Origin of the sequence: Tritonibacter multivorans, assembly GCF_001458415.1 — a bacterium.
Lineage (GTDB): Bacteria > Pseudomonadota > Alphaproteobacteria > Rhodobacterales > Rhodobacteraceae > Epibacterium > Epibacterium multivorans.
The window spans coordinates 358125-380736 of record NZ_CYSD01000012.1 but is presented as its reverse complement, the minus strand read 5'-3'; the positions used below and the strand labels follow the sequence as shown (position 1 = coordinate 380736).

Sequence of the window (22612 nt, the reverse complement as noted above, 5' to 3'; positions counted from 1 at the left end):
TCAACAGCAAGCCGTGCCGCAAAGCAGCATATTTTTGTGACTGGGCAGGCGTGCCACAGATCGTAGGGCTGGCAGGATCTGCAGGCGTTAAAAAAAGCCCCCGACCGTTTGGGCGGGGGCTCTCTTTGTTTTGCATCTTTACGCGGTGGCTTAACGTTCTTTGACGTAGGGCTGACCACCGGCTTTCGGCGGGATCGCCTTGCCGACAAAACCAGCCAGGATCACCACGGTCAGGATGTAGGGCAGGGCCTCCATGAACTGAACCGGAACCACAAAGCCGCCAAGATCAATGTTCTGGAAGCGCAGCGCAATCGCCTGCAGCAGACCGAACAGCAGGCAGGCCCACAGGGCTGCGACCGGGCGCCATTTGGCAAAGATCAGCGCCGCCAGCGCGATATAACCACGGCCCGAGGTCATCTCTTTGACAAAGCCTGCTTGCAGACCGGTTGCAAGGTAAGCACCGGCAATACCACACAGCACGCCGCAGATCGCAATCGCGGCAAAGCGCAGACGGATCACGGAAATACCCGCAGTGTCCACGGCTGCCGGGTTTTCCCCCACCGCGCGCAGGCGCAGACCAAAGCGCGTGCGGAACAGCACCCACCAGGTCAGGAACACACACAGACCGGCAAGGTAGACGATGATCGAATGGCCCGAGATCAGCTCCGAATAGACCTGTTGCAGCACATTGGCCTCAGACAGCAGATCAGACAGGCGGCGGCCGGTCTCTGCGGCCTCGGTCGGGCCAATGGCAAAGGGCAGCTCAATCGGTTCAAACCGGCCACCGGACAACAGCGAGGGCGTGCGGCCACCCTGCTGGAACCAGCTTTGCGCAATCAGAACCGTCAGACCCGAGGCGAGGAAGTTGATCGCCACACCAGAGATCAGCTGGTTGCCCCGGAAGGTGATCGAGGCCGCACCATGCAGACCCGACAGCGCCAGCGAAGAGCCAATACCTGCCAGCAGACCAAACCAGACATTGCCGGTGATCGCTGCCACAGCCGCCGAGAAGAAGGCCGCCATCAGCATCTTGCCTTCAAGGCCAATGTCAAAGATGCCGGCACGTTCGGAAAACAGGCCCGCCAGACAGGCCAGCAGCAAGGGGGTGGCCAGACGGACGGTGCTGTCCAGCACCTGAACGAGTGTCAGGAAATCCATCAGGCTTTCTCCTTCCGAAACGCGAGGAAGAGTTTTTCAATCGGCATCCGGACCATATTGTCCAGCGCGCCGGTGAACAGGATGACAAGCGCCTGAATGACCACGATCAGCTCGGTCGGGATCGACGACCACAGCGCCAGCTCTGCGCCGCCCTGGTACAGGAACCCAAAGAGGATCGCAGCAAGGAACACACCCACCGGGTGGTTGCGCCCCATCAGGGCCACAGCGATGCCGATAAAGCCCGCGCCTTCGGTGGCGTTCAGAACCAGACGTTCCGCTTCGCCCATCACATTGTTGATCGCCATCAGACCGCAAAGCGCGCCCGAGATCAGCATGGTGATCATAATGATGCGCACCGAAGAAATACCGGCGTAACGGGTTGCGGGCTCGGATTTACCCAGCGCGCGGATCTCGTACCCCAGCGGCGTGCGCCAGATCAGCGCCCAGACAAACACACAGGCCGCCAGCGCCACAAACAGGGTCACGTTGGCCGGTGCGGATTTGGAGAACTCGATCCCGATCGGCGCCAGAATGTCATGCAGCGACGGCAGATGGGTCGCGGCCGGGAACTTGGCCGATGCCGGGTCCATTGCGCCTTGGGGTTTCAGCACCTCAACCAGCATGTAGTTCAGCACGGAAAACGCGATGAAGTTGAACATGATGGTGGTGATCACAATGTGGCTGCCGCGTTTGGCTTGCAGGTAAGCGGGGATCGCCGCCCAGGCCGCGCCAAACAGGCCCGCACCCACAGCCGCCACAACCAGCGCAATGGTCCAATGGGGCAGGGGCAGATACAGGCAGAACAGCGCCACGCCAAGACCACCCAGCATCGCCTGACCTTCGCCACCGATGTTGAACAGACCCGCATGGGCCGCCACGGCCACAGCCAGACCTGTGAACATGAAGTTGGTGGCATAATAAAGCGTATAGCCCCAGCCATAGGTGGAGCCGAGCGCGCCATTGACCATCAGGTTCAGCGCCTCAACGGGGTTTTCGCCAATTGCGAGGATCACAAGGGCGGAAATGAGTGCGGCCAGCAGGATGCTGATCACCGGGATCAGCACCACATCGGCCCATTTTGGCATCTTGTCCATTTACGCGGCCTCCCCCGCGACGCCGGCCATCATCAGGCCGAGTTCTTTTTCATCGGTTTGATCTGCGGCGCGTTCGCCCATGATCTTGCCGTCAAACATCACAGCGACCCGGTCAGACAGCGACAGGATCTCTTCCAGTTCCACCGACACCAGCAAGATGGCCTTGCCCGCGTCGCGCAGCTCTACGATCTGCTGGTGGATAAATTCAATTGCGCCAATGTCGACGCCACGGGTCGGCTGACCGATCAGCAGGAGATCCGGATTGCGCTCGATTTCGCGCGCAACTACGATCTTCTGCTGGTTGCCGCCCGAGAAGTTTTTCGCAGCCAGCCACGGCAGCGGCGGGCGCACGTCGAACTTCTCCATCTTGCGCTCTGTGTCGGCGCGCAGGGCGGCATTGTCCATCAACAGGCCCGCGTTATAAGCCGGGTCCCGGTGGTAGCCAAAGGCGACGTTTTCCCAGGCGTGGAAGTCCATGATCAGACCTTCGGCCTGACGGTCTTCGGGGACGTGGCCAATATGGGCGTCACGGCGCGCACGGGCATCCGACCCCGCACCGGTCATCGGCAGCTCAGACCCGTGCAGTTTCACGGAACCGGAAATGCGACCCCGATCAGCGCGCATACCGCCCAGCACCTCAAGGAGTTCCGACTGGCCGTTGCCTGCAACGCCAGCAATGCCCAGAATCTCGCCTGCGCGGACCTGCAAATCAATGCCTTTGACCCGCTCCACCCCCATGCTGTCGGTGACCGACAGATTTTGGATTTCGAGAATAGGCTTGCCCGGTTTCGCGGGCACTTTGTCGACCTGCAGCAGAACCTTGCGGCCCACCATCAGCTCTGCCAGCTCTTCCGGGCTGGTTTCGGCGGTCTTCACGGTTGCGGTCATCTCGCCACGGCGCATCACCGACACGGTGTCGGTATATTCCATGATCTCACGCATTTTATGCGTGATCAGCAGGATGGTTTTCCCTTCCGACCGCAGACGGTCCAGAATGCGGAACAGCTGGTCCGCCTCTGCCGGGGTCAGCACGCCGGTGGGTTCATCGAGGATCAGGATTTCCGCTTTGCGATAGAGCGCCTTCAGGATTTCCACACGCTGCTGCATGCCAACGCCGATCTCATCGATGCGGGCATCGGGATCAACGTAAAGCTCGTATTCTTCTTCCAGCGCCTTCAGCTCTTTGCGGGCGCGCGACAGGGACGGCATCAGCATGCCGCTGTCTTCGGCGCCCAGCACGATGTTTTCCAGAACAGTAAAGTTCTCGACCAGCTTGAAGTGCTGGAACACCATGCCAATACCGGCCGCAATTGCGGCCTGGCTGTCGGGGATCTCGGTGCGATTGCCCTTGATCCAAATCTCACCTTTGTCGGCTTTGTAAAAGCCGTACAGAATGCTCATCAGCGTCGATTTGCCCGCACCGTTCTCCCCAATGATACCATGGATAGAGCCGGGGGCTACGCTGATGGAAATGTCCTTGTTTGCCTGGACGGGGCCAAAGGCTTTGGAAATGCCTTTGAGTTGGATTGCTGGTGCCGTCATGTGGGCTCCCCTGTCACCTCATCACCGGTTGCGCTAACGGAGCCGGGTCGCGCCGCGCCAGTTAGTTACTTCGCATGTTCCGGGTTTGGGAAATACAAACCCGGAGGCCGTGCTATTACGACCTCCGGGCCATGATGCAAAGCCCTGAAGCGGAATCAAGCGTTGCGTCACACTGATTTTCTCGCTTCAGGGCGAAAGACTTTCGCTTAGAAGCTCAGAGCCGGGCAGCTGTCGTCGCTGGTGTAGTTGTGAACGCTCACGTCACCGGCGATGATTTTTGCTTTTGCGTCTTCAACGGATGCTTTCATCTCGTCAGAGATCAGCGCAGCGTTGTTGTCGTCCAGCGCGTAGCCAACACCGTCTTCGGCCAGGCCGAGGGTCTGGATGGTCGGCTCCAGCGCGTCGCCTGCTTTCAGCACCTCATAGACGGCAACGTCAACGCGCTTCAGCATGGAGGTCAGGACCTTGCCCGGGTGCAGGTGGTTCTGGTTGCTGTCAACGCCGATGGACAGGATGCCTTCGTCTGCGGCGGTCTGCAGAACACCAACACCGGTGCCGCCAGCAGCGGCGTACACAACGTCCGCGCCCTGTGCGATCTGTGCTTTGGTCAGCTCAGAGCCTTTAACCGGGTCGTTCCATGCGGTCGGCGTGGTGCCGGTCATGTTGGCGATGACGGTTGCATCGGGGTTCACAGCCTTCGCGCCTTCTGCGTAACCGCAGGCAAAGCGACGGATCAGCGGGATGTCCATGCCACCGATGAAGCCAACGGTGCCGGTCTTGGAGGCCTGTGCCGCCAGCATACCAACCAGATAGGAACCTTCCTGCTCGGAGAAGCCGATCACGTGCACGTTCGGCGCCTGAACCCAGCCGTCGATGGTGACGAAGGTGGTGTCGGGATAGTCGCCCACAACTTCAGCCAGCGGCGCGCTCATGGCGAAACCCATGGTGATGATCGGGTTTGCACCGGTTTCGGCAAAGCGGCGCAGGGCCTGCTCACGCTGGGCTTCGGACTTCAGTTCGATTTCCAGATACTTGCCGCCGGTTTCTTTCGCCCAACGCTCGGCACCATTGTAGCCGGCTTCGTTGAAGGATTTGTCGAATTTGCCACCGAGGTCAAAGATAACGGCCGGATCGGCCAGTGCTGCGCCTGCGGTCAGGGCAACGGTTGCGGCCGCGCCCATAAGCGTTTTGAAGAGGGTCATTCACGTACTCCCAAGTCTTGTTCCGGTCTTTAAAGACCCTTTTATCCTGTGCCATGCGGGCGCGCCCGGCAATGGCCTAGGTCAAGTTATAGGGCGATTTAGCGTGCGGCTTTCCGAAATGGTCAACAGTTTTTTGACCATCCGGTCGAATATCCGCGCAATTTCCTTAAAGAAACGCACGTTTCATCAGCAATGCATCGACAGGCGCCGCCCCGCGTCGCGCATAATAGGCTTTGCGGCGCGCGAAAAGAGCGAATCCGTCCCTCAGGTACAACTGTTGTGCGCTAACATTATCCTCTGCCACTTCCAGAAACACTTCCGTAGCGTCACGCGCCTGCGCCTCTGCCTGCCAAAGCGGCATTAGGGCGCGCGCCAAACCCTGTCTTTGGTGGTCGGGATGGGTGGCAAGGGTCAGCAGTTCCGCTTCGCCCGCAATCACCCGCACAATCGCAAAGCAGCGCGCATCACCAATGCCAAAGGTAAAGCGATCGTCCAGAAGATCGGCGATCTCGGTTTCAGACCAAGGGCGGGACTGGGTGAACGCGGCCTTGTGGGTGGCGGCCAGATCCGCCGCCTGCGCAGGCAACAGCAGCTCAGCCATCGATCAGCGCGGGCGGCTGGTCCGACGACGGCGCGGCATCTGCGGCGCGCAGGTACAGCGGTGCAGGGGCGTCTGTCTCAGTTTCAAACCGCGCCATCGCGTCGCGGGCAATCGCAACGGCAATACCGGGGGGCGTGGCCATGGGCGCACAGGTCAGCCCGGCATCGCGCGCGGCGTCCTCGGCCTCCTCACGTGGCATCAGACGCGGTGCCTGATCCCCGAGCGCGGCATAGAGCTGATCGCGCGGGGCGGGCACGGCGGCCAGCTCGCCCTCTGCGGCCCTTGCGTCAAACCCATCGACGCCGACCGCAGGAATATCCAGACCCAGCGCCAGCCCCCGCGCGGCCGAGACGGAAATGCGGATGCCGGTGAAATTGCCGGGGCCCACGCCCACGCCAATCGCATCCAGATTGTTCCACGTGACACCAGCCTCGGCCAGCACCTCTTCCAGCAGCACCATCAGACGCTCTGCCTGACCGCGGCCCATCTCTTCGACCCGGTTCACCAGCACATCCGCGCCACGCAACAGGGCGGCGGCGCAATGGGGGCCAGAGGTGTCAAATCCAAGAACCAGCGGCGTCGATGTCATTCGGAGGGATCCTTGTTAGCAGCGTTCAACCGCTCTCTGGCAGAGCCCGCGTCATGTGGCAACCCGTCGTGTATATGCAGCCACGGCAGGGCGGACTGGCTGTGACAGTGGTGTTCCGGCGCAATCTCGGCGGCTTGGTCCAGAATGCCGATGGGCACATAGACCTGCCCGGGCAGATAATCGAATGTCGCCGCCAGTGGGGAGCCGCATTTGGAGCAGTTCCAGCGCGCGACGCCGGGGGAATGGGACACACCGGGGCCCAGATCCGTCTGCAAAGCGGTGGCTTCAAATGCAACAAAGGCGCCCACGGGCGCCCCTGTCCATCGTCTGCAATCCGCACAGTGGCAAAAGGCGGCGGTCAAAGGCGCGGCCGAAAGCGTCAGGCGGGACGCGCCACAATAGCAGCGCGCCGTGTAGGTCTTGCCTGTTGCCTCAGACGGCAACCGGGCGGACCTCGGTTACTTCAGGGATATAATGACGCAGCAGGTTCTCGATGCCCATTTTCAGGGTCAGCGTCGAAGACGGGCAACCGGCACAGGCGCCCTGCATGTGCAGATACACCACACCGCGGTCAAAGCCGTGGAAGGTGATGTCGCCGCCGTCCTGGGCCACGGCCGGGCGCACGCGGCTGTCCAGCAGTTCCTTGATCTGGTTGACGATCTCGCCATCTTCGCCGGTGTGTTCGGCGTGGCCCGAGGCCTGCGTTTCGCCTGCGGCCATCACCGGCTGGCCGGATTGGAAATGTTCCATCACCGCGCCAAGGATGGCGGGTTTGATGTGGTCCCACTCAATGCCTTCGGCTTTGGTGACGGTGACAAAGTCATTGCCAAAGAACACGCCGGTGACGCCGTCCACCGCAAAGATGCGGGTGGCCAGCGGCGAGGTACCTGCCGCCTCGGAGGAGGGGAAATCAGCGGTGCCCGCTTCCAGAACGGTTTGGCCGGGCAGGAATTTCAGCGTCGCCGGGTTCGGCGTGGATTCGGTCTGGATGAACATAAGGGATCTCCGCGTTTGTGCTTCCGATATGCGTTCGGACGCGCTTGAAGTCAAGTTTTAGAACCATTCTAACTTAATTCCAAGCCCAAATCGCTGCGATATTATAACAGGCCTAACGAAACAGGGGGCCGGAGCCCCCTGTTTCTGTACTGTATATATAGGGTGATCAAAGCGCGTTCAGCTGCGCCAGCGCCGCATCATAGCCCGCCTGCGGGTCCGCGCTCAGCAGCGAGGGCTGGAAGCGCACCATCTGAACATCGGTGATGCCGATCGTGTTCAGCCACCACTCCAGATAGTTCGAGTGGAAATCAGCGCCGTATTTCGCATCCGCCCCCGGCGCCCAGACGCCGCTGGTGGTGATCACGGTGGCGCGTTTGCCCTCCAGCAGGCCGAAATACCCGCGTTCTGGATCAAAGCCGAACAGCATGCCCGGCTGGGTGATAATGTCGATATAATGCTTCAGCCTATAGGGCACGCCGCCGTTCCACATGGGCACACCCAGGACAATGTGATCGGCCTCAAGGAACCGCTGGGTGATCGACGCCACCTGATCCCAGGCGCGCGCCTTGACCGGATCCATTTCACCGACCCCAAAGAACGTCATCTTGGCGGCGGCCGGGTCGCCGTCAAAGGCGGGCAGGTCTTCGGCCCAGAGGTCGAGCCGGTCAACGTCGAGCGTCGGATCTTCGGCTTGCTGGCGGGCGACAAAGGCGGCAGCCAGCGCATTGGATTTCGACTCGGCCCCGCGGGGCGAGGCAAGGATATGGAGCAGTTTCGACATGGGGGTCTCCTGACATTTGGGTAACCAGTTAAATTGCACTTAGACGGTTACGTAGGCCCGAGTAACTTGTCAAAACAGATTTAGACGGTTACGCCTGATCCAACGCGAATGTGAAACCGCTGTGATCGCGCGGGACGGTTGACCGTAAGGAGAGCGCAAGTGACCAAAGCCCCCCAAAGCACCCTGCCGCCGCCGCAGCTGATTGCCGATCATCCGGGTCTGGAGATTCTGAACTCCTGCGGCGCGCCTTACGGGACGCATATGGACTGGTTGGAGACCGGCGAAGAACTGCTGTGCTGGATGCGCGCGGCGGGGTTTTTGACCGAAGAGCAGACAGCCCAGCTGTCCGGCCTGCCTGCGGTGGATCTGAAAATCGCTGCGGCGCTCGCCCGCACCATCCGCGAAACCTACCGCAGCAAAGGGGTGGGGGACGATCTGGTGCTGCTATTGAATCAGAACATCGCCGCCGGAGAGCTGCGCTGTCGATTGGAGATGGAAGAGGGCGTGCCGGTTCTGAAAGAAGACCTGCGCACTGAAACCGCCGAGGATCTTTTGGCGATCCTGTCCTATCACATGGCACGCCTGATCAGCGAAGCGGACGCCGACCGCCTGAAGACCTGCGATGGGCCGGGGTGTGATTTCCGGTTTCTGGACACCAGCCGCAACAATCGTCGGCGCTGGTGTTCCATGGCGATCTGCGGCAATCGCGCCAAAGCGGCCGCGCATCGGGCACGGCAGAAAGACGGCAGCGACGATCCCGCGCCTTAGGTGATCGCTTCGAGCTTTTCTTTGCTCATATCCCCCGGAACAACGGTGATCGGAATGGGCAGGGTGCCGGCCGAACGGGTCAGCTGGGTGACAATCGGCCCCGGTCCCTTGCGATCCGCCGCCGCGCCCAGAACCAGAACACCCACTTCGGTGTCGGCTTCGATCTGCGCGAGGATCTGCGGCACTGCTTCGCCTTCGCGGATGACCAGCTCAGGGTCCACGCCCTGACGGTCGCGCATCCATTTGGCAAAGACCTCGAAATGGGCGTGAATGCGTTCGCGGGCCTCTTCGCGCATCACCTCGCCGACGCCAATCCAGTGATTGAACTCTTCCGGGGGGATGATCGACAGGATTTCAACGCCGCCGCCGGTCTTGGCCGCGCGCATGGCAGCAAAACGCATGGCGTTCAAACATTCGCGGCTGTCATCAAGGACTACTAGGAATTTGCGCATTAAGGCCTCGGTTTTGTTCAGACGTCTTCTGTAGCGCTTAGTGTGGCGTAAGGGCCGGGTGCTGGCAATAGATCAACGCGGCCGGTCAGTGCGGCAGATTAGTGCGGCAGATCAGCGGGGGCGACCAAAGGGGCAGATTCGGGAAGGCCAATCGGTGTGCCGCAGCGGGCCCCGGCCGCAGATGCGATTCACGTGAAATAACGGGAAGGCCACCGGGCGGGTCAAAGCCCCGCTTTCAGCCGCGCATTTGGTTTTGAAATCGGCTTTCTGCGCCGCCCGGGCGGGTCGAGCGAGGTGCCAAATGGGCAGGCTGTCGCAAAAACTTCGATAAAAATTCAGAAAATAAACATTACCTTTGCACGAAATTGCGAGACAGGACTTGTGTGATATGCATAGATAAGGTGTGTGCGCTCGCATTGTGACCTAAGTCTTGTGTCCATAGGCGCGCGCGACAGAGGCAGTCCTTTACCCGAAGGTGGGGATTGTTTTCGAAACGTGAAAGAGGTGGATTGCGGAGATGCAGCAACATCGGGTCACAGGTGCTGCCGGGATAGGGTGGAGAAGCTCTGCCAAATGTCCTTTGCCTGTTGCCAGATCCGGTGCGGCTGATCTGTTTGTGGCACAAGGGAGCATCCTTTTGCACAAGCTGGGACAGAACGCTGGGCTGAAATCCGGTCATAAATGCGGCCAGAAATTCGGGCCGAAATCTGCGCAAAACACAGCCCCTTGGCCCTCTGCTGGCCGGTGCAAAGGGGGCTTTCTTTCACAACAAACCGTCCTGATTTCAAACAGTGCTGCGTTCATGGGGCAATCCCCGGGGGACGCGGCGCCATTGCGACGATCAGGACAGGCCCATGCACATCAGGTCAAACAGCCTGTTTTTGCACATGGGTCGGTGGGCCGAACCGCATTTGGCGCTGAATTTGGGACCGAACCTGGTGCCGAATTTGCTGCTGCGGAACGGCCAGGGATAAGCAGCTGTGCACAGCTCGGTGGGGGCCGAGAATGTTTTTCCGAGGAAGGAGACAGGCATGTATGCCGTGCACAAAGAGATCCGCCCCCAGGTCGCGCCTCAAGACGCGCCTCAGGTCGCGTCGCCTGATCAGGCAACCGCGCTTCCTTCACAGCGATCCCAGGACGCGCCCCTTGCCGAGCCAGCCCAGAAGCGGGCGGCGGCACTGGAACTTATGAAACAACTCGAAGCGCGCGCGGCCACGCGGTCCGAAGCCCGTCGCGCGCTGATTGACCGCTGTGGCCGACTGACGGCGCGGGCCCGGCTGTCGGCGCTGCTGGATGCAGAGCATCCCTATCTGCCTCTCTACAATATGGCGTCTTATCTGGTGGACGGGCCGGACCCGCTGCGGGCGCTGCCGGGGGCGTCCCTGTTGGGCGGGATCGGTTTTGTGGCCGGGGTGCGCTGTGTGGTGGCGGTGGATGATGCGGGGATCAACGCAGGTGTCATGACCGCGAAGACCGCCGAAAAGCTGGCCGGGCTGATCCGGGTGGCCCATCGGCAGGGCTTGCCTTTTGTGCATCTGATGGACAGCGTCGGCCCGGATTTGCACAAGGTCGATGGCACCCAATGGGATGCTTTGGGCACGGCGCTGGCCGAACTGGCCCGCAAAGGCCCGCCGGTGGTGTCGGTCCTGCATGGGTCTGCCATTGGGGCGGTGTCGCTGTTTGCGGGGCTGTCCGATCATGTGATTGCAGTGCGCAAAGAGGCGCTGGTGATGCTGGCGGGTGCGGCTCAGGTGCGGGCGGTGACCGGTGAGGTCGCCCGCGATGCGGCGCTGGGCGGAGCGGAACTGCATTCGGAGGTGACCGGTCTGGTCGATCAGCTGGCCGATGATGATGGCGAGGCCATCCAGCAGGCGCGGGCCTATCTGGCGTCCCGCTGGTCACAGGAAAGCGCCCCCACCACAGCCGAGCCGCCCTTGGCAGTGGCCAGCGTCGCGCCCGAAGAACTGGCCGTGCAGATCGCGGACGCAGGCGCGGTGGATCCGTACAAGCCGGGCTATGGTGTGGGCTGTCAGTGTATGCTGGCGCGCATTGGCGGCCATGCGGTGGCCATTCTGGCCGCAGGCGATGCGATGGATCCCGATGCGCTGCGCAAATGCTGCGCCTTTCTGGACCATGCGGAACAGGCCGGGTTGCCGGTTCTGTTCCTGCTCAACAGCAATGGGTTTGCGTTGGGACGGCAGGCGGAACGCGGTGGGATTGTACGACTGGCGGCCCAGCTGATGGCCCGTGTTGTGGCGCTGCGCACCCCGCGCATTGCGCTGCGGCTGGGGGCGGCGCATGGGGCGGCGGGCTTTGTGCTGGGCGGTTTGTCCGGCGCATTGGCCGGAGGGGTGGGGGGCATGGATTTCATGTTTTCCTGGCCCGGATCCGAGGCTGCGGTTCTGCCCCCACAGGAGGCAGGGCGGACGCTGGAGCAGGTGGCGCTGCGCAGCGCCCAACGGCGCAATCTTGCGCTGGATGAAAAGCGCCTTGGCGCGCAGCGGGCTGATCTGGAGGCGCATCTGACCCATCAGGCAGCAGCCCTCGTGCGCTCGGGGCAGGGCGGTGACATGGGGGTGATTGATCCGCGCGACAGTCGAAACGTGCTTCGGATCTGCCTCGACACCTGCGCCGCGGCCGGGAAGCGGCGCGTCAACGTTTGAGGTCGGTGCGACCCTTGCGTCCGCGCCGCCGATGCAGGCGCGCGCCCAGATCATAGGATCGATTGGCGTGCCCCACACGCAACCGCGCCGGGCGAAGCCCGGCGCCCGGCCCAACGGGACAAGATCATCTGAGATGATCGCAGGCCGGGCGGGAGTGCCCCCGCTGCGGTCCGGCCCGCGTCAGGGTCTGTGCTTTAGGTCCAGGTGCCTTCCGCCGCTGCGCGTATATTGCGGATGTTTTCACCGTAGACCTCCGGGTGTTCTACCGAGCCACCACGGAAGACAGCTGAGCCTGCAACCAGCACATCCGCACCGGCTTCGGCCACCAGAGGCGCGGTTTTCGGGTCCACACCGCCGTCGATCTCAATATGGATCGGACGGTCGCCGATCATCTCGCGCAGGGCGCGAATCTTCCCGGTCATGTCGATGAACTTCTGCCCGCCAAAGCCGGGGTTCACGGTCATGACGCAGACCACATCGGTCAGGTCCAGCAGATGCGCGACGGCTTCGGCCGGGGTGCCGGGGTTCAGGGCCACGCCGGACATCATGCCTGCGCCGCGAATGGCCTGCAGGGTGCGGTGAATATGCGGGCCTGCTTCCACATGAGCGGTCAGCACATCAGCCCCTGCATCGGCATAGGCATCAATATAAGGATCCACCGGCGCAATCATCAGGTGCACATCCATCACCGTCTTCACATGCGGGCGGAAGGCTTTGACGGCCTGCGGGCCAAAGGTGAGGTTCGGCACAAAGTGGCCATCCATCACATCCACATGCACCCAATCGGCGCCCTGCGATTCGATGGCCTGGATTTCCTGACCAAAGTTGGCGAAATCAGCAGAGAGGATGGAGGGGGCGATCTTGATGGAACGGTCAAAACCCATTGCGGCAGTCTCCTGAGGGGAAGGGATCAAGTCTCGCCGCCCCTATAGCGGCTCTATCCCCTTGCGCATAGAGCTTTCCGCAAGGGCTGTTTACAAAAGTTTTACCATTTCGACACACAGCGATCACTGAGCATCCGTAGGTAGGCGCGGTACTTATTCGGGGGCCGCTCGTGCTGCGCATTGACAAACTGACCAAGACTTTCGGCGATAAAACTGCAGTTGATGCTGCCTCGCTGGAGATCGACAAGCCCTGTATGCTGGGCATTATCGGCCGATCCGGTGCCGGCAAATCGACCCTCTTGCGCATGCTAAACCGCCTTGGCGATGCGTCCTCGGGCTCTGTCACCTTTGAGGGCCGTGAAATCACCACCCTGAAGGGCCGCGAAAAACGCGCCTGGCAGTCTGACTGCGCGATGATCTTCCAGCAGTTCAACCTGGTGCCGCGTATGGATGTTGTGTCAAACGTTCTGCACGGCACGCTCAACCGCCGCTCCACGCTGGCGACGCTGTTTAATCTTTATCCGATGGCGGACATTCACAAGGCGATCGATATTCTGGATCGTCTGGGCATTGCCGAACATGCCGCCAAACGCGCCGAGGCCCTGTCGGGTGGTCAGCAGCAGCGTGTGGCCATTGCCCGCGCCCTGATGCAGGACCCCAAAATCATCCTCGCCGATGAACCGATTGCCTCGCTGGATCCGATGAACGCCCAGACCGTGATGGAGGCCCTGCGCCGCATCCACGAAGAAGACGGGCGCACCGTGATCGCGAACCTGCACACGCTGGACACCGCACGTCGCTACTGCGACCGCGTCATTGGCATGCGCGATGGTCGCATCGTCTTTGACGGCCTGCCCGAGCAGCTGACCACCGGTGTGGCCCGCGAGATTTACGGCGCAGGTGCTGACTTCTCTGAGGCGGCGACCTCGACCGAGATCGAGACGCTGGAGAAAACCGACGCGCATGGCTACACCGCCGCGCTGGCCCATTAAGACCCCCGATTTCATCAACCTCGGGGCCGCAGAAACGCTCCGGGGATACCAACAACCGGAGTGACCTAAGATGAAAAAACTGATCGCTGCCGTTCTGGCAACCACCGCGCTGACCACCCCCGTTATGGCGGAAGGCATTTCTGAGTTTCGCATCGGCATCCTGGGCGGTGAAAACGCCCAAGACCGTCTGAACAACAACGAGTGCCTGCGCGCCAAAACCGAAGAGCTGCTGGGCGTTGAAACCAAGCTGTTCGCACCGGCTGACTACAACGGCGTGATCCAGGGTCTGCTGGGCGGCACCATCGACATGGCATGGCTGGGCGCGTCCGGTTACGCAAAAACCTACCTGTCCGACCCGGAAGCGGTTGAGCCGGTTCTGGTTAAGGTCAACGTTGACGGCGGCTACGGCTACTACTCTGTTGGTTTTGCCCGCAAAGACAGCGGCATCGCATCCCTGGAAGACATGAAGGGCAAGACCTTCGGCTTCGGTGACCCGAACTCCACCTCTGGCTACCTGATCCCGTCGATCGAGATCCCGACTGCAACCGGTGCCTCCATGGAATCCGGCGACTACTTTGGTGAAGTGAAGTTCACCGGCGGTCACGAGCAGACCATCGTTGCAGTGAACAACGGCGACGTTGACGGTGGCGTCACCTGGGCCGACGGTCTGGGCGAATGGGAAGACGGCTTCAACTCTGGCGCGCTGCGTCGTGCGGTTGACGCAGGTCTGATCGACATGAACGACATGGTCAAAATCTGGCAGTCCGCGCCGATCCCGGAAGGCCCCGTTGTTCTGCGCAAAGCCCTGCCGGAAGACGTAAAAATCAAAATGACCGGTCTGATGGCTTCGCTGCCGGCGATGGACTACGACTGCTACTACGGTGTTGCAGCTGGCGACTCCAAAGGCTTCCAGCCGATCACTCACGAAGCTTATGAGGTGATCATCGAAGCCCGCAAGCTGAAGTCCAAGTAATCCAACTGGACGCCTCATGATCGCGGGGTTCGGGTTCGTCCCGGACCCCGCATTTTTGGCCCCGATGTGGGCTGACGATTTCACAAGATTTTCTCAGGACAACGAACATGGCAGATCTGAGCGCCGCGCCGTCCTCGGTTGAGGACATTCGCACGGCTTACACCGAGCACACCCAGCGCAAACGCCTGTATGGCGGGATCATGCTGGTCTTGTTTGTTGCCCTTATGGTGGCGGGGTTCCGCACCGCTGACGACCGCAATGCGGGGTCTTTTGCGGATGGGGTCCACCGGATTTTTGACTATCCGGGCGAGGTGCTGTCGGAGGCGGCAGAGAAAGCCGTGCAGCTGCCCGGCCATCTGGTGCATTTCTACCCGGCGCTGATCGAGACGATCAATATTGCCGGTGCCGCAACCCTGATCGGCGCGATCTTTGGCACGCTGCTGTCGCTGTTGGCGACGCGCGGCATGGCGCCCTGGCCCGCGCTGATCCCGGTGTTTCGCCGCATTCAGGACCTGTTCCGCGCGATCCCGGAGATTGTGATTGCGCTGGTGCTGATCTTCCTTCTGGGCGGCGGTCCGGTGCCTGCGATGATCGCGATTGCGATCCACACGGCGGGCGCGCTGGGCAAGCTGTTTTCCGAGGTGAACGAGAACGCCTCGCTGAAGCCTGTCGAAGGGCTGAATTCGACCGGCGCGGCTTGGGCGCAGCGCATGTGGCTGGGCGTGATCCCGCAGGTGGGGCCGAACTATGTGTCCTATGCGCTGCTGCGCTTTGAGATCAACATCCGCGCCTCTGCGATCCTTGGCTTTGTGGGTGCGGGCGGCATTGGCTACGAGCTGAAGAACTCCATGTCCTGGGGGCAGGGGCGTTACGACGAAGCGGCCGCGATCTTTATTCTGCTGTTTGGCACCATTGTTGTTGTTGACCAGATTTCCGGCCTGTTGCGTGACCGGCTGACCCACGGAGCGAAGCTATGACAACTCCTGAAATGACGATTGGGGACACGAACATGGCCCTGAAAGGGCAGATGGACGGGCTGTTCCTGAAGAAGCGCCTGTTCAACTTTGGCCTGCCTGCGCTGGTGCTGCTGTATCTGACCTATGTGTTCTTTGCCTTTGATGTGCCCGGCCTGTGGGCCAAGGCGTCGATGGACAATGCGCGCACGCTGGTGTCGGATATCTACAGCTACAAGACCCATGTGACGCGCGACAATCGGTCGGGCGATGTGTCTGTCGCGATCGAAGGCGAACGCAAGGGCGAATACCCCGCGGGCGAAGGCCCTGCCTGGGTGGAATTTGGCGAAACCACCGTGGTGGATCTGGAAGATGGCTACGAGGTGCGCTTTGGCCCGGAAACCGTGGAGTTTGACATCCCCGGCTATGGTCTGATCCGCGCCACCCCGGACCGTCGCAAGGGCATTCAGGCCGAGCTGCCGTCCGAGGTGGTGCCGGATTGGATCAATGTGTCCAAGAACCGCATGGCGGTGAAAACGCCAAACGGCCGTCTGACCGTCACCCGCAACCGGGCCGAGGTGTTCCGGTATTTCACCGGCTGGGAGCTGTTCTTTTTCACGCTCGACAGCCCCTATTACGGGCAGGGCCCTGCAGAGCTGCTGAGCCGCGCGATTGCGGGGGAAAGCGGTGCGATCTGGCAGGACTTCTGGACCAACAAGATGTGGCGTCATCAGGATGTGGCCTGGGCGATTGGGGAAACACTGCTTATGGCGTTCCTTGGCACCTTTGGCGCTGCGATGATTGCCCTGCCGCTGGCCTTCCTTGGCACCCGGAACTTTATGCCCATTCGGCTGATCCGCATGGTGACGCGCCGTTTCTTTGACTTTGTGCGCGGCGTGGACAGCCTTATCTGGACCGTGGTTCTGGCCCGTGCCTTTGGCCCCGGACCCCTGACCGGCGCGCTGGCGATCCTGATCACCGACACCGGTACCTTCGGCAAGATCTTCTCGGAAGCTTTGGAAAACGTCGATGGCAAGCAGATCGAAGGCGTGGCCTCCACGGGGGCAAAACCGATCCAGCGCTACCGCTTTGGGGTGATCCCGCAGATCACGCCGGTGCTGTTGTCGCAGGTGCTGTATTTCCTCGAATCCAACACCCGTTCGGCGACGATTATCGGTGCGATCACCGGGGGCGGTATTGGCCTGTTGCTGACGCAGGCGATCATCACCCAGAAGGACTGGGAAGAGGTGTCTTACTATATCGTTCTGATCATCCTCATGGTGATGTTCATGGATTGGTTCTCGGGCTGGCTGCGCAAGCGTCTGATTCAGGGCGACGGCGACGGTCACTAAGACCGGGTCACAGGACACAAAGGCCCCCGGCATCCGCGCGGGGGCTTTTTCTTTTTGACGGAGACTGATGATGGCGAAACTGAGCGCAGAGACCCCGCATATCCACGACGGCTGCCAGATCACCGACAGCCGCTTTGGCGCTTTTGTCGAGATCGGCGCGGGCAGCCGCGTGGCGCATTCAGCCTTTGGGGACTACAGCTATTGCGACCGGGGCTGTGACATTGCCAATGCGCAGATCGGCAAGTTCTCTAATATTGCCAGTGCGGTGCGGATTGGGGCCACGGATCATCCGCTGACCACGGCGTCGCTGCATCATTTCCTCTATCGCTCGGCCAGCTATTGGGAGGACGCAGAGGATGACGCCGATTGGTTTGTGCGCCGGGCCGCGCGCCATGCGGTCATCGGGCACGACACCTGGATCGGCCATGGCGCGATGATCAAACCCGAGGTCACCATTGGCCATGGTGCGGTGGTGGCTGCGGGCGCGATTGTGACCAAGGATGTGGCCCCCTACACGATTGTCGGGGGCAATACCGCATCCTTGATCCGGCGCCGGTTTCCAGTGGCCGTCAGTGAGGCGATGATGGAACTGGCGTGGTGGGACTGGGACCATGCGCGCCTGCGCCTCGCCCTGCCGGATTTCCGCAGCCTTTCTGCCGAAGCCTTTCTTGAGAAATATGCCTGACCAATCGGTCAGCTGTCCTCGTCCTCCAAGGTCAGCGCAATGCGGTTGCCGGCGAAATAGCTGCTGCCATATTCCACTGGTCGGCCGTCGGCATCGACATTCAGGCTGACCGTGCGCAACAGCGGGTCGCCTTCGTTCACCCGCAGATGCAGCGCCTGCGTCGCCGTGGCGGCCGTTGCCGTGATCCGGGTCCAGGCGCGGGTGTAGTCGGTGATGCCAAACTGCCGGAAGGTTTCGGTGACAGAGCCGGTTTCGCGGATCACCTCGGGCAGGGTGGGGAAGCGGTCGGCGGGAAAGCAGCTGCGCGCCAAGGACACCGGCTCTGCATCGGCAAAGGACAGCGAGTCGTTTACGTGCAGCAGCGCGCCGACGTCGATTTTCAGCGCGGTGGCTTCTTTTTTATCGGCGCGGCGGGTGGTGACGGCCAGCTGTTCCCCACTGGGGGCGCGGCCTGCGGCGCGCAGGTTCTGGCGAAAGCTCACACGCTTGCCCAGCGGGTAGTCGGCCTTTGGCGTGGCCTTGGCCTGGGTGGCGACAAAGACGCCGGCACCGCGGCGGGGATGCACCAGCCCCTGGTCTGTCAGCTCTGCCAGCGCGCGGCGCACAGTGTGGCGGTTGACGCCAAATGTGCCCGCCAGCTGCGCCTCGGACGGGAGCTTGGCACCAATTGCGTAGCGACCGCTTGCAATGTCGGTCTCTAGGCTGTCGGCAATGGATTTCCAGATTGCAGTGCGCGCCATGCCCACCCCCTGTCATGATTTCGTCACCAAAGCTTCACGTGCCGGGGACTTCCCAGTGATCCGCGAATCTCCTATGATTTGTCTAGTTGTATAGTTAACATAGACAGGTTTGCCAAGAGGTGGCGGATGACCGAGATGAAAGAGATTGCGCAAGAGGCGCGGCGCGACTGGATGAGCCTGCTGGCGCGTTCAACGGCGGCAGATCTGGCGCGGCTTTGGGCCGAGGCGGGCCTTGCGCCTGCGTTTGACTGGCTGCGCCGTCCCGAAGTTGGCGGTGTCATGATGCGCGGCCGTCAGGGCGGCACCGGCGCGCCGTTCAATCTGGGCGAAATCACCGTCACCCGCTGCGCGCTGAAGCTGGCGGATGGCACGGTGGGGCACGGCTATGTGCAGGGGCGCGACAAGCGTCATGCGGAACAGGCCGCCCTTGTGGATGCGCTAATGCAGACCGGACAGGTGCCTGCGATTGAGGCCGCTGTGCTGGCGCCGCTGCGCAGGGCTCAGGCGGCGCGTCAAAGCAAACGTGCGGCCAAAGCGGCCGCCACCAAGGTCGAATTTTTCACCCTCCAGCGAGGAGAGGATTGATGCAGAGCAGCGTTTACGAGGGCGGATTTGCCCAGCCGCCGGTCCAGTCTGCTGCGGCCTTCCGCGCGGCGATGGAGGCCATGGCGCGTCCCGGCACAACACATCAGGTGACCGGTGGTCAGGCGCCGGGCCTGTCGGTTGCTGCCTCGGTCCTGTTGCTGGTGCTATGCGACACGGACACGGGTCTGTGGCTGGCGCCGGAATTGGACAGCGTCGAGCTGCGCGCCTGGGTGGCGTTTCATTGTGGTGCCCCAATTGTCGCGCCCGAACAGGCAGATTTTGCACTTGGCGCGTGGGGCGATTTGCCCATTGGTCAGTTTGCCATTGGCACAGCCGAGTATCCTGACCGTTCGGTCACGCTGATTGTCGAAGGGGACTGGCAGGGTGAAACAGTGAACCTGACCGGGCCGGGGATTGAAACCGCACAGGTGGTCGACCTGCCCGAACCCTCTGTTTTCACAGCAAACGCCGCCTGTTTCCCGCTGGGGTGGGATGCGTTCTTTACCCGCGGTGACACGCTGTGGGCGCTGCCGCGCAGCAGTCAAATTCAGGAGGGTTAAGCCGATGTATGTTGCAGTCAAAGGCGGCGAACGGGCGATTGAGAACGCCCATGACTGGCTGGCCGAGGAACGCCGGGGCGACCCGGATGTAGGAGAGCTGAGCCTTGCGCAGATCCGCGAACAGCTGAAGCTGGCGGTGACGCGGGTGATGGCGGAAGGCTCGCTTTATGATCCCGATCTTGCGGCGCTGGCAATCAAGCAGGCGCGCGGCGATCTGATCGAAGCGATCTTTCTGATGCGCGCCTATCGCACCACCCTGCCGCGCATTGGCGCGAGCCTGCCGGTGGACACCGAAGAGATGATCTGCGACCGCCGGATCTCGGCCACGTTCAAAGACCTGCCCGGCGGGCAGGTTCTAGGACCGACCTTTGATTACACCCACCGTTTGCTGGATTTCAAACTCGCCGCAGAAGGCGAACTGCCCGAGGCCGCGACGAGTGAGGCGCGCCCCGAACCCGTGCCGCATGTGACCAGCTTTCTGGATGCCGAAGGGCTGATCCAGCAGGAGCGCGCAACCGATGATGTTCCACGTGACATCACCCGCGAACCGATGGCGTACCCGACCGACCGGTCAACACGCTTGCAGGTGCTGACGCGCGGGGATGAGGGGTTCATTCTGGGCCTCGCGTATTCGACCCAGCGCGGCTATGCGCGCAACCATGCTTTTGTCGGCGAGCTGCGCATTGGCACCGTGCCGGTGGAAATGGAGATCCCAGAGCTGGGGTTTGCCATTGAGATCGGCGAGGTGGAGCTGACCGAATGTGAAAGCGTGAACCAGTTTGCCGGGTCTAAAACCGAGCCGCCGCAGTTCACCCGTGGCTATGGTCTGGTGATGGGCGCGGCAGAGCGCAAGGCGATTGCCATGGCGCTGGTCGACCGGGCGCTGCGTTGGGAAGAGCTGGGCGAAGACAATCTTGGCGCGCCTGCGCAGGACGAGGAATTTGTCCTGAGCCACTGCGACAATATTCAGGCGACCGGGTTCCTCGAGCATATCAAGCTGCCGCATTACGTCGACTTTCAGGCCGAGCTGGAGCTGGTCCGCAAACTGCGCAGCGAGGCAGAGGCAAACATTGCGACACAGGAGGCTGCGGAATGATGTCAGTCGCCGCCACCTCCGTCGCCACCGCCATCAAATCCACCGCCGTCATAACTGGTGTTATCTCCATACCAAGCGCCGCCGGGCGCATCGGGGTGAGTTCTAGAACTCCGTTCGCGACCATCAAAGTCGATCCAGACCCAGTGGCCGGAACTGTCTTGATGAAGGGAGCTGCGACGTCGGGCTTTGCGACGTTGGTGCCAAGCCATCGCCACGACGAAAATAGCAAAAATGCCAATGAAAATTGCGGCTTCCATAACTGGTCCTCAACAAAGGATGGGGCTCAAAATGTCTGACTACAACTTTGCATACCTAGACGAGCAGACCAAGCGGATGATCCGGCGGGCGATCCTGAAGGGGCTGGCTATTCCCGGCTATCAGGTGCCCTTTGCCAGCCGCGAGATGCCAATGCCCTATGGTTGGGGCACGGGCGGGGTGCAGGTGTCGGCCGCGGTTCTGATGCCCGATGATGTGTTCAAGGTGATCGACCAGGGCGCCGATGACACAACGAACGCGGTGTCGATCCGCAAATTCTTTGAACGCACTGCCGAGGTTGCGGTCACGGAAGCCACAACCGAGGCCACGGTGATCCAGACCCGCCACCGCATCCCCGAGACGCCACTGACCGAGGGGCAAGTGCTGGTCTATCAGGTGCCGATCCCTGAACCGCTGCGGTTTCTGGAGCCGCGCGAGACTGAAACCCGCAAGATGCACAGTCTGGAGGAATACGGATTGATGCACGTGAAACTTTATGAAGACATTGCGCGCCACGGGCAGATTGCCACCTCTTACGCCTATCCGGTGAAGGTCGAGGGGCGCTATGTCATGGATCCTTCGCCGATCCCCAAATTTGACAACCCCAAGATGGAAATGGCCGCCATTCAGCTGTTTGGGGCCGGGCGCGAACAGCGGATCTATGCGCTGCCGCCCTATACCAAAGTGGTGAGCCTGGATTTCGAGGACTACCCGTTCGAGGCCAGCAAACCCGACAAGGCCTGTGACCTTTGCGGGGCAGAACACAGCTATCTGGATGAGGTGATTACGGATGATCAGGGCGGGCGGATGTTTGTCTGCTCGGACACCGATTATTGCGCGTCCCGCCGGGCGGCGGGGCATCGTGGAGCCTTGGCGGCGGAGGACGCAGCATGACACCGTTGTTGCAGGTGAAAGACGTCACCAAAATGTATGGGCAGCGGATTGGCTGCCGGGGCGTGGGCTTTGATCTTTATCCCGGTGAGGTGATGGGGATTGTCGGCGAAAGTGGCTCGGGCAAGTCGACGCTGCTGAACTGCATGGCGGGGCATATGGCGCCCGATGCGGGGGAGGTTGTGTTTCACACCCGCGATCGTGGGCCGGTGGATACGGTCACCATGTCCGAACCCGAGCGGCGGATGCTGGGGCGCACCGACTGGGCCTTTGTGCATCAGCATGCGCGCGACGGGCTGCGCATGTCGGTGAGTGCCGGTGGCAATATTGGCGAGCGGCTGATGGCCGTGGGCGCGCGGCATTATGGCGATATTCGCACGCAGGCCGAAGACTGGCTGGGGCGGGTTGAAATCGATGCCGCCCGTCTGGATGACCGCCCGACCGCGTTTTCCGGTGGCATGCAGCAGCGTTTGCAGATTGCCCGCAACCTGGTGACCGGCCCGCGGCTGGTGTTCATGGATGAGCCCACCGGCGGGTTGGACGTCAGCGTTCAGGCGCGGCTGCTCGATCTGTTGCGCGGGTTGGTGCGGGACATGGGGCTGTCGGCGATTATCGTGACCCATGATCTGGCCGTGGTGCGGCTGCTGGCGGACCGGCTGATGGTGATGAAGGACGGCCATGTGGTGGAAACCGGCCTGACCGATCAGGTGCTGGATGATCCGCAGCATGGCTATACGCAATTGCTGGTGAGTTCCGTGTTGCAGGTGTGAGGAAGGGGGCCAGCCCCCTCTTGGCCTGCG

General features: G+C 61.7%; 25 protein-coding genes. 13 read left to right on the top strand and 12 right to left on the bottom strand.

What is annotated here, in order from left to right; all coding sequences use genetic code 11:
* Positions 1-150 precede the first annotated feature (150 nt).
* From TRM7557_RS03100 to TRM7557_RS03060, 9 genes are all read right to left on the bottom strand, one after another.
* Positions 151-1158, bottom strand: a complete 1008-nt coding sequence (locus tag TRM7557_RS03100; RefSeq protein ID WP_058288737.1) for an ABC transporter permease — start codon at positions 1156-1158, stop codon at positions 151-153.
* On the bottom strand, positions 1158-2252 hold the full coding sequence (locus tag TRM7557_RS03095) for an ABC transporter permease (RefSeq protein ID WP_058288736.1): 1095 nt from the start codon (positions 2250-2252) through the stop codon (positions 1158-1160). Before TRM7557_RS03095 ends, TRM7557_RS03100 begins: the two co-directional genes overlap by 1 nt.
* A complete protein-coding gene (locus TRM7557_RS03090; protein ID WP_058288735.1) occupies positions 2253-3794 on the bottom strand; it encodes an ABC transporter ATP-binding protein in 1542 nt (513 codons plus the stop codon). It lies immediately after the preceding gene.
* A gap of 206 nt (positions 3795-4000) precedes the next feature.
* Complete coding sequence (locus TRM7557_RS03085) at positions 4001-4996, bottom strand: BMP family lipoprotein (protein ID WP_058288734.1); 996 nt, start codon at positions 4994-4996, stop codon at positions 4001-4003.
* 166 nt (positions 4997-5162) lie between these two features.
* On the bottom strand, positions 5163-5597 hold the full coding sequence (locus tag TRM7557_RS03080) for a GNAT family N-acetyltransferase (protein ID WP_058288733.1): 435 nt from the start codon (positions 5595-5597) through the stop codon (positions 5163-5165).
* A complete protein-coding gene (gene tsaB / locus TRM7557_RS03075) occupies positions 5590-6186 on the bottom strand; it encodes a tRNA (adenosine(37)-N6)-threonylcarbamoyltransferase complex dimerization subunit type 1 TsaB (RefSeq protein WP_058288732.1) in 597 nt (198 codons plus the stop codon). The genes TRM7557_RS03080 and tsaB overlap by 8 nt, the downstream gene beginning before the upstream one ends.
* Positions 6183-6629: a GFA family protein gene (locus TRM7557_RS03070; protein WP_058288731.1), complete on the bottom strand. Its 447-nt coding sequence runs from the start codon at positions 6627-6629 to the stop codon at positions 6183-6185. The genes tsaB and TRM7557_RS03070 overlap by 4 nt, the downstream gene beginning before the upstream one ends.
* Positions 6619-7182 (bottom strand): NifU family protein, encoded by a 564-nt coding sequence (locus tag TRM7557_RS03065; protein ID WP_058288730.1) that lies wholly within the window; start codon positions 7180-7182, stop codon positions 6619-6621. Before TRM7557_RS03065 ends, TRM7557_RS03070 begins: the two co-directional genes overlap by 11 nt.
* 166 nt (positions 7183-7348) lie before the next feature.
* Complete coding sequence (locus tag TRM7557_RS03060) at positions 7349-7963, bottom strand: FMN-dependent NADH-azoreductase (protein WP_058288729.1); 615 nt, start codon at positions 7961-7963, stop codon at positions 7349-7351.
* A gap of 159 nt (positions 7964-8122) precedes the next feature.
* Here TRM7557_RS03060 and TRM7557_RS03055 point away from each other — a divergent pair, with 159 nt between their 5' ends.
* Positions 8123-8731 carry a CGNR zinc finger domain-containing protein gene (locus TRM7557_RS03055; RefSeq protein WP_058288728.1) on the top strand — a complete coding sequence of 203 codons (609 nt, stop codon included), beginning with the start codon at positions 8123-8125 and terminating at the stop codon, positions 8729-8731.
* Here TRM7557_RS03055 and TRM7557_RS03050 read toward each other — a convergent pair.
* The gene (locus TRM7557_RS03050) at positions 8728-9183 is read right to left on the bottom strand and encodes a universal stress protein (RefSeq protein ID WP_058288727.1); all 456 of its coding nucleotides are present in this window, start codon (positions 9181-9183) and stop codon (positions 8728-8730) included. The two genes, TRM7557_RS03055 and TRM7557_RS03050, sit on opposite strands and share 4 nt — an antisense overlap.
* Positions 9184-10370: 1187 nt before the next feature.
* Between TRM7557_RS03050 and TRM7557_RS03045 the strand changes: the two genes are divergently transcribed.
* On the top strand, positions 10371-11846 hold the full coding sequence (locus TRM7557_RS03045; protein WP_165592401.1) for a carboxyl transferase domain-containing protein: 1476 nt from the start codon (positions 10371-10373) through the stop codon (positions 11844-11846).
* Between the two features lie 194 nt (positions 11847-12040).
* Here TRM7557_RS03045 and rpe read toward each other — a convergent pair whose 3' ends face one another.
* Positions 12041-12730: a ribulose-phosphate 3-epimerase gene (gene rpe / locus TRM7557_RS03040; protein ID WP_058288725.1), complete on the bottom strand. Its 690-nt coding sequence runs from the start codon at positions 12728-12730 to the stop codon at positions 12041-12043.
* Between the two features lie 170 nt (positions 12731-12900).
* On the opposite strand from rpe, the gene phnC reads away from it, so the two are divergent.
* The 5 genes from phnC to TRM7557_RS03015 all read left to right on the top strand — a co-directional run bounded on the left by phnC (position 12901) and on the right by TRM7557_RS03015 (position 17685).
* Positions 12901-13722, top strand: coding sequence for a phosphonate ABC transporter ATP-binding protein (gene phnC / locus TRM7557_RS03035; protein ID WP_058288724.1), 822 nt, complete (start codon positions 12901-12903; stop codon positions 13720-13722).
* A 70-nt stretch (positions 13723-13792) separates the two neighbouring features.
* Entirely contained in the window at positions 13793-14695 is a 903-nt protein-coding gene (phnD, locus tag TRM7557_RS03030; protein WP_058288723.1) for a phosphonate ABC transporter substrate-binding protein, read from the top strand.
* A 107-nt stretch (positions 14696-14802) separates the two neighbouring features.
* The gene (gene phnE, locus TRM7557_RS03025) at positions 14803-15672 is read left to right on the top strand and encodes a phosphonate ABC transporter, permease protein PhnE (RefSeq protein ID WP_058288722.1); all 870 of its coding nucleotides are present in this window, start codon (positions 14803-14805) and stop codon (positions 15670-15672) included.
* An 11-nt stretch (positions 15673-15683) separates the two neighbouring features.
* Complete coding sequence (gene phnE / locus TRM7557_RS03020) at positions 15684-17000, top strand: phosphonate ABC transporter, permease protein PhnE (protein ID WP_207382619.1); 1317 nt, start codon at positions 15684-15686, stop codon at positions 16998-17000.
* A 70-nt stretch (positions 17001-17070) separates the two neighbouring features.
* Entirely contained in the window at positions 17071-17685 is a 615-nt protein-coding gene (locus TRM7557_RS03015; protein ID WP_058288720.1) for an LbetaH domain-containing protein, read from the top strand.
* A gap of 8 nt (positions 17686-17693) precedes the next feature.
* Here TRM7557_RS03015 and phnF read toward each other — a convergent pair whose 3' ends face one another.
* Positions 17694-18425, bottom strand: coding sequence for a phosphonate metabolism transcriptional regulator PhnF (gene phnF / locus TRM7557_RS03010; RefSeq protein WP_058288719.1), 732 nt, complete (start codon positions 18423-18425; stop codon positions 17694-17696).
* A 135-nt stretch (positions 18426-18560) separates the two neighbouring features.
* Between phnF and phnG the strand changes: the two genes are divergently transcribed.
* From phnG to phnK, 6 genes are read left to right on the top strand one after another with little or no spacing between them, the layout of a single operon-like run.
* On the top strand, positions 18561-19010 hold the full coding sequence (gene phnG / locus TRM7557_RS03005; protein WP_207382618.1) for a phosphonate C-P lyase system protein PhnG: 450 nt from the start codon (positions 18561-18563) through the stop codon (positions 19008-19010).
* The gene (gene phnH, locus TRM7557_RS03000) at positions 19010-19570 is read left to right on the top strand and encodes a phosphonate C-P lyase system protein PhnH (RefSeq protein WP_058288718.1); all 561 of its coding nucleotides are present in this window, start codon (positions 19010-19012) and stop codon (positions 19568-19570) included. The genes phnG and phnH overlap by 1 nt, the downstream gene beginning before the upstream one ends.
* Before the next feature lie 4 nt (positions 19571-19574).
* A complete protein-coding gene (locus TRM7557_RS02995) occupies positions 19575-20666 on the top strand; it encodes a carbon-phosphorus lyase complex subunit (RefSeq protein ID WP_058288717.1) in 1092 nt (363 codons plus the stop codon).
* Entirely contained in the window at positions 20663-20962 is a 300-nt protein-coding gene (locus tag TRM7557_RS02990) for a hypothetical protein (protein ID WP_058288716.1), read from the top strand. Before TRM7557_RS02995 ends, TRM7557_RS02990 begins: the two co-directional genes overlap by 4 nt.
* Positions 20955-21815 (top strand): alpha-D-ribose 1-methylphosphonate 5-phosphate C-P-lyase PhnJ, encoded by an 861-nt coding sequence (locus tag TRM7557_RS02985; RefSeq protein WP_058288715.1) that lies wholly within the window; start codon positions 20955-20957, stop codon positions 21813-21815. Before TRM7557_RS02990 ends, TRM7557_RS02985 begins: the two co-directional genes overlap by 8 nt.
* Positions 21812-22582, top strand: coding sequence for a phosphonate C-P lyase system protein PhnK (gene phnK, locus TRM7557_RS02980; protein ID WP_058288714.1), 771 nt, complete (start codon positions 21812-21814; stop codon positions 22580-22582). The genes TRM7557_RS02985 and phnK overlap by 4 nt, the downstream gene beginning before the upstream one ends.
* Positions 22583-22612: the final 30 nt, after the last annotated feature.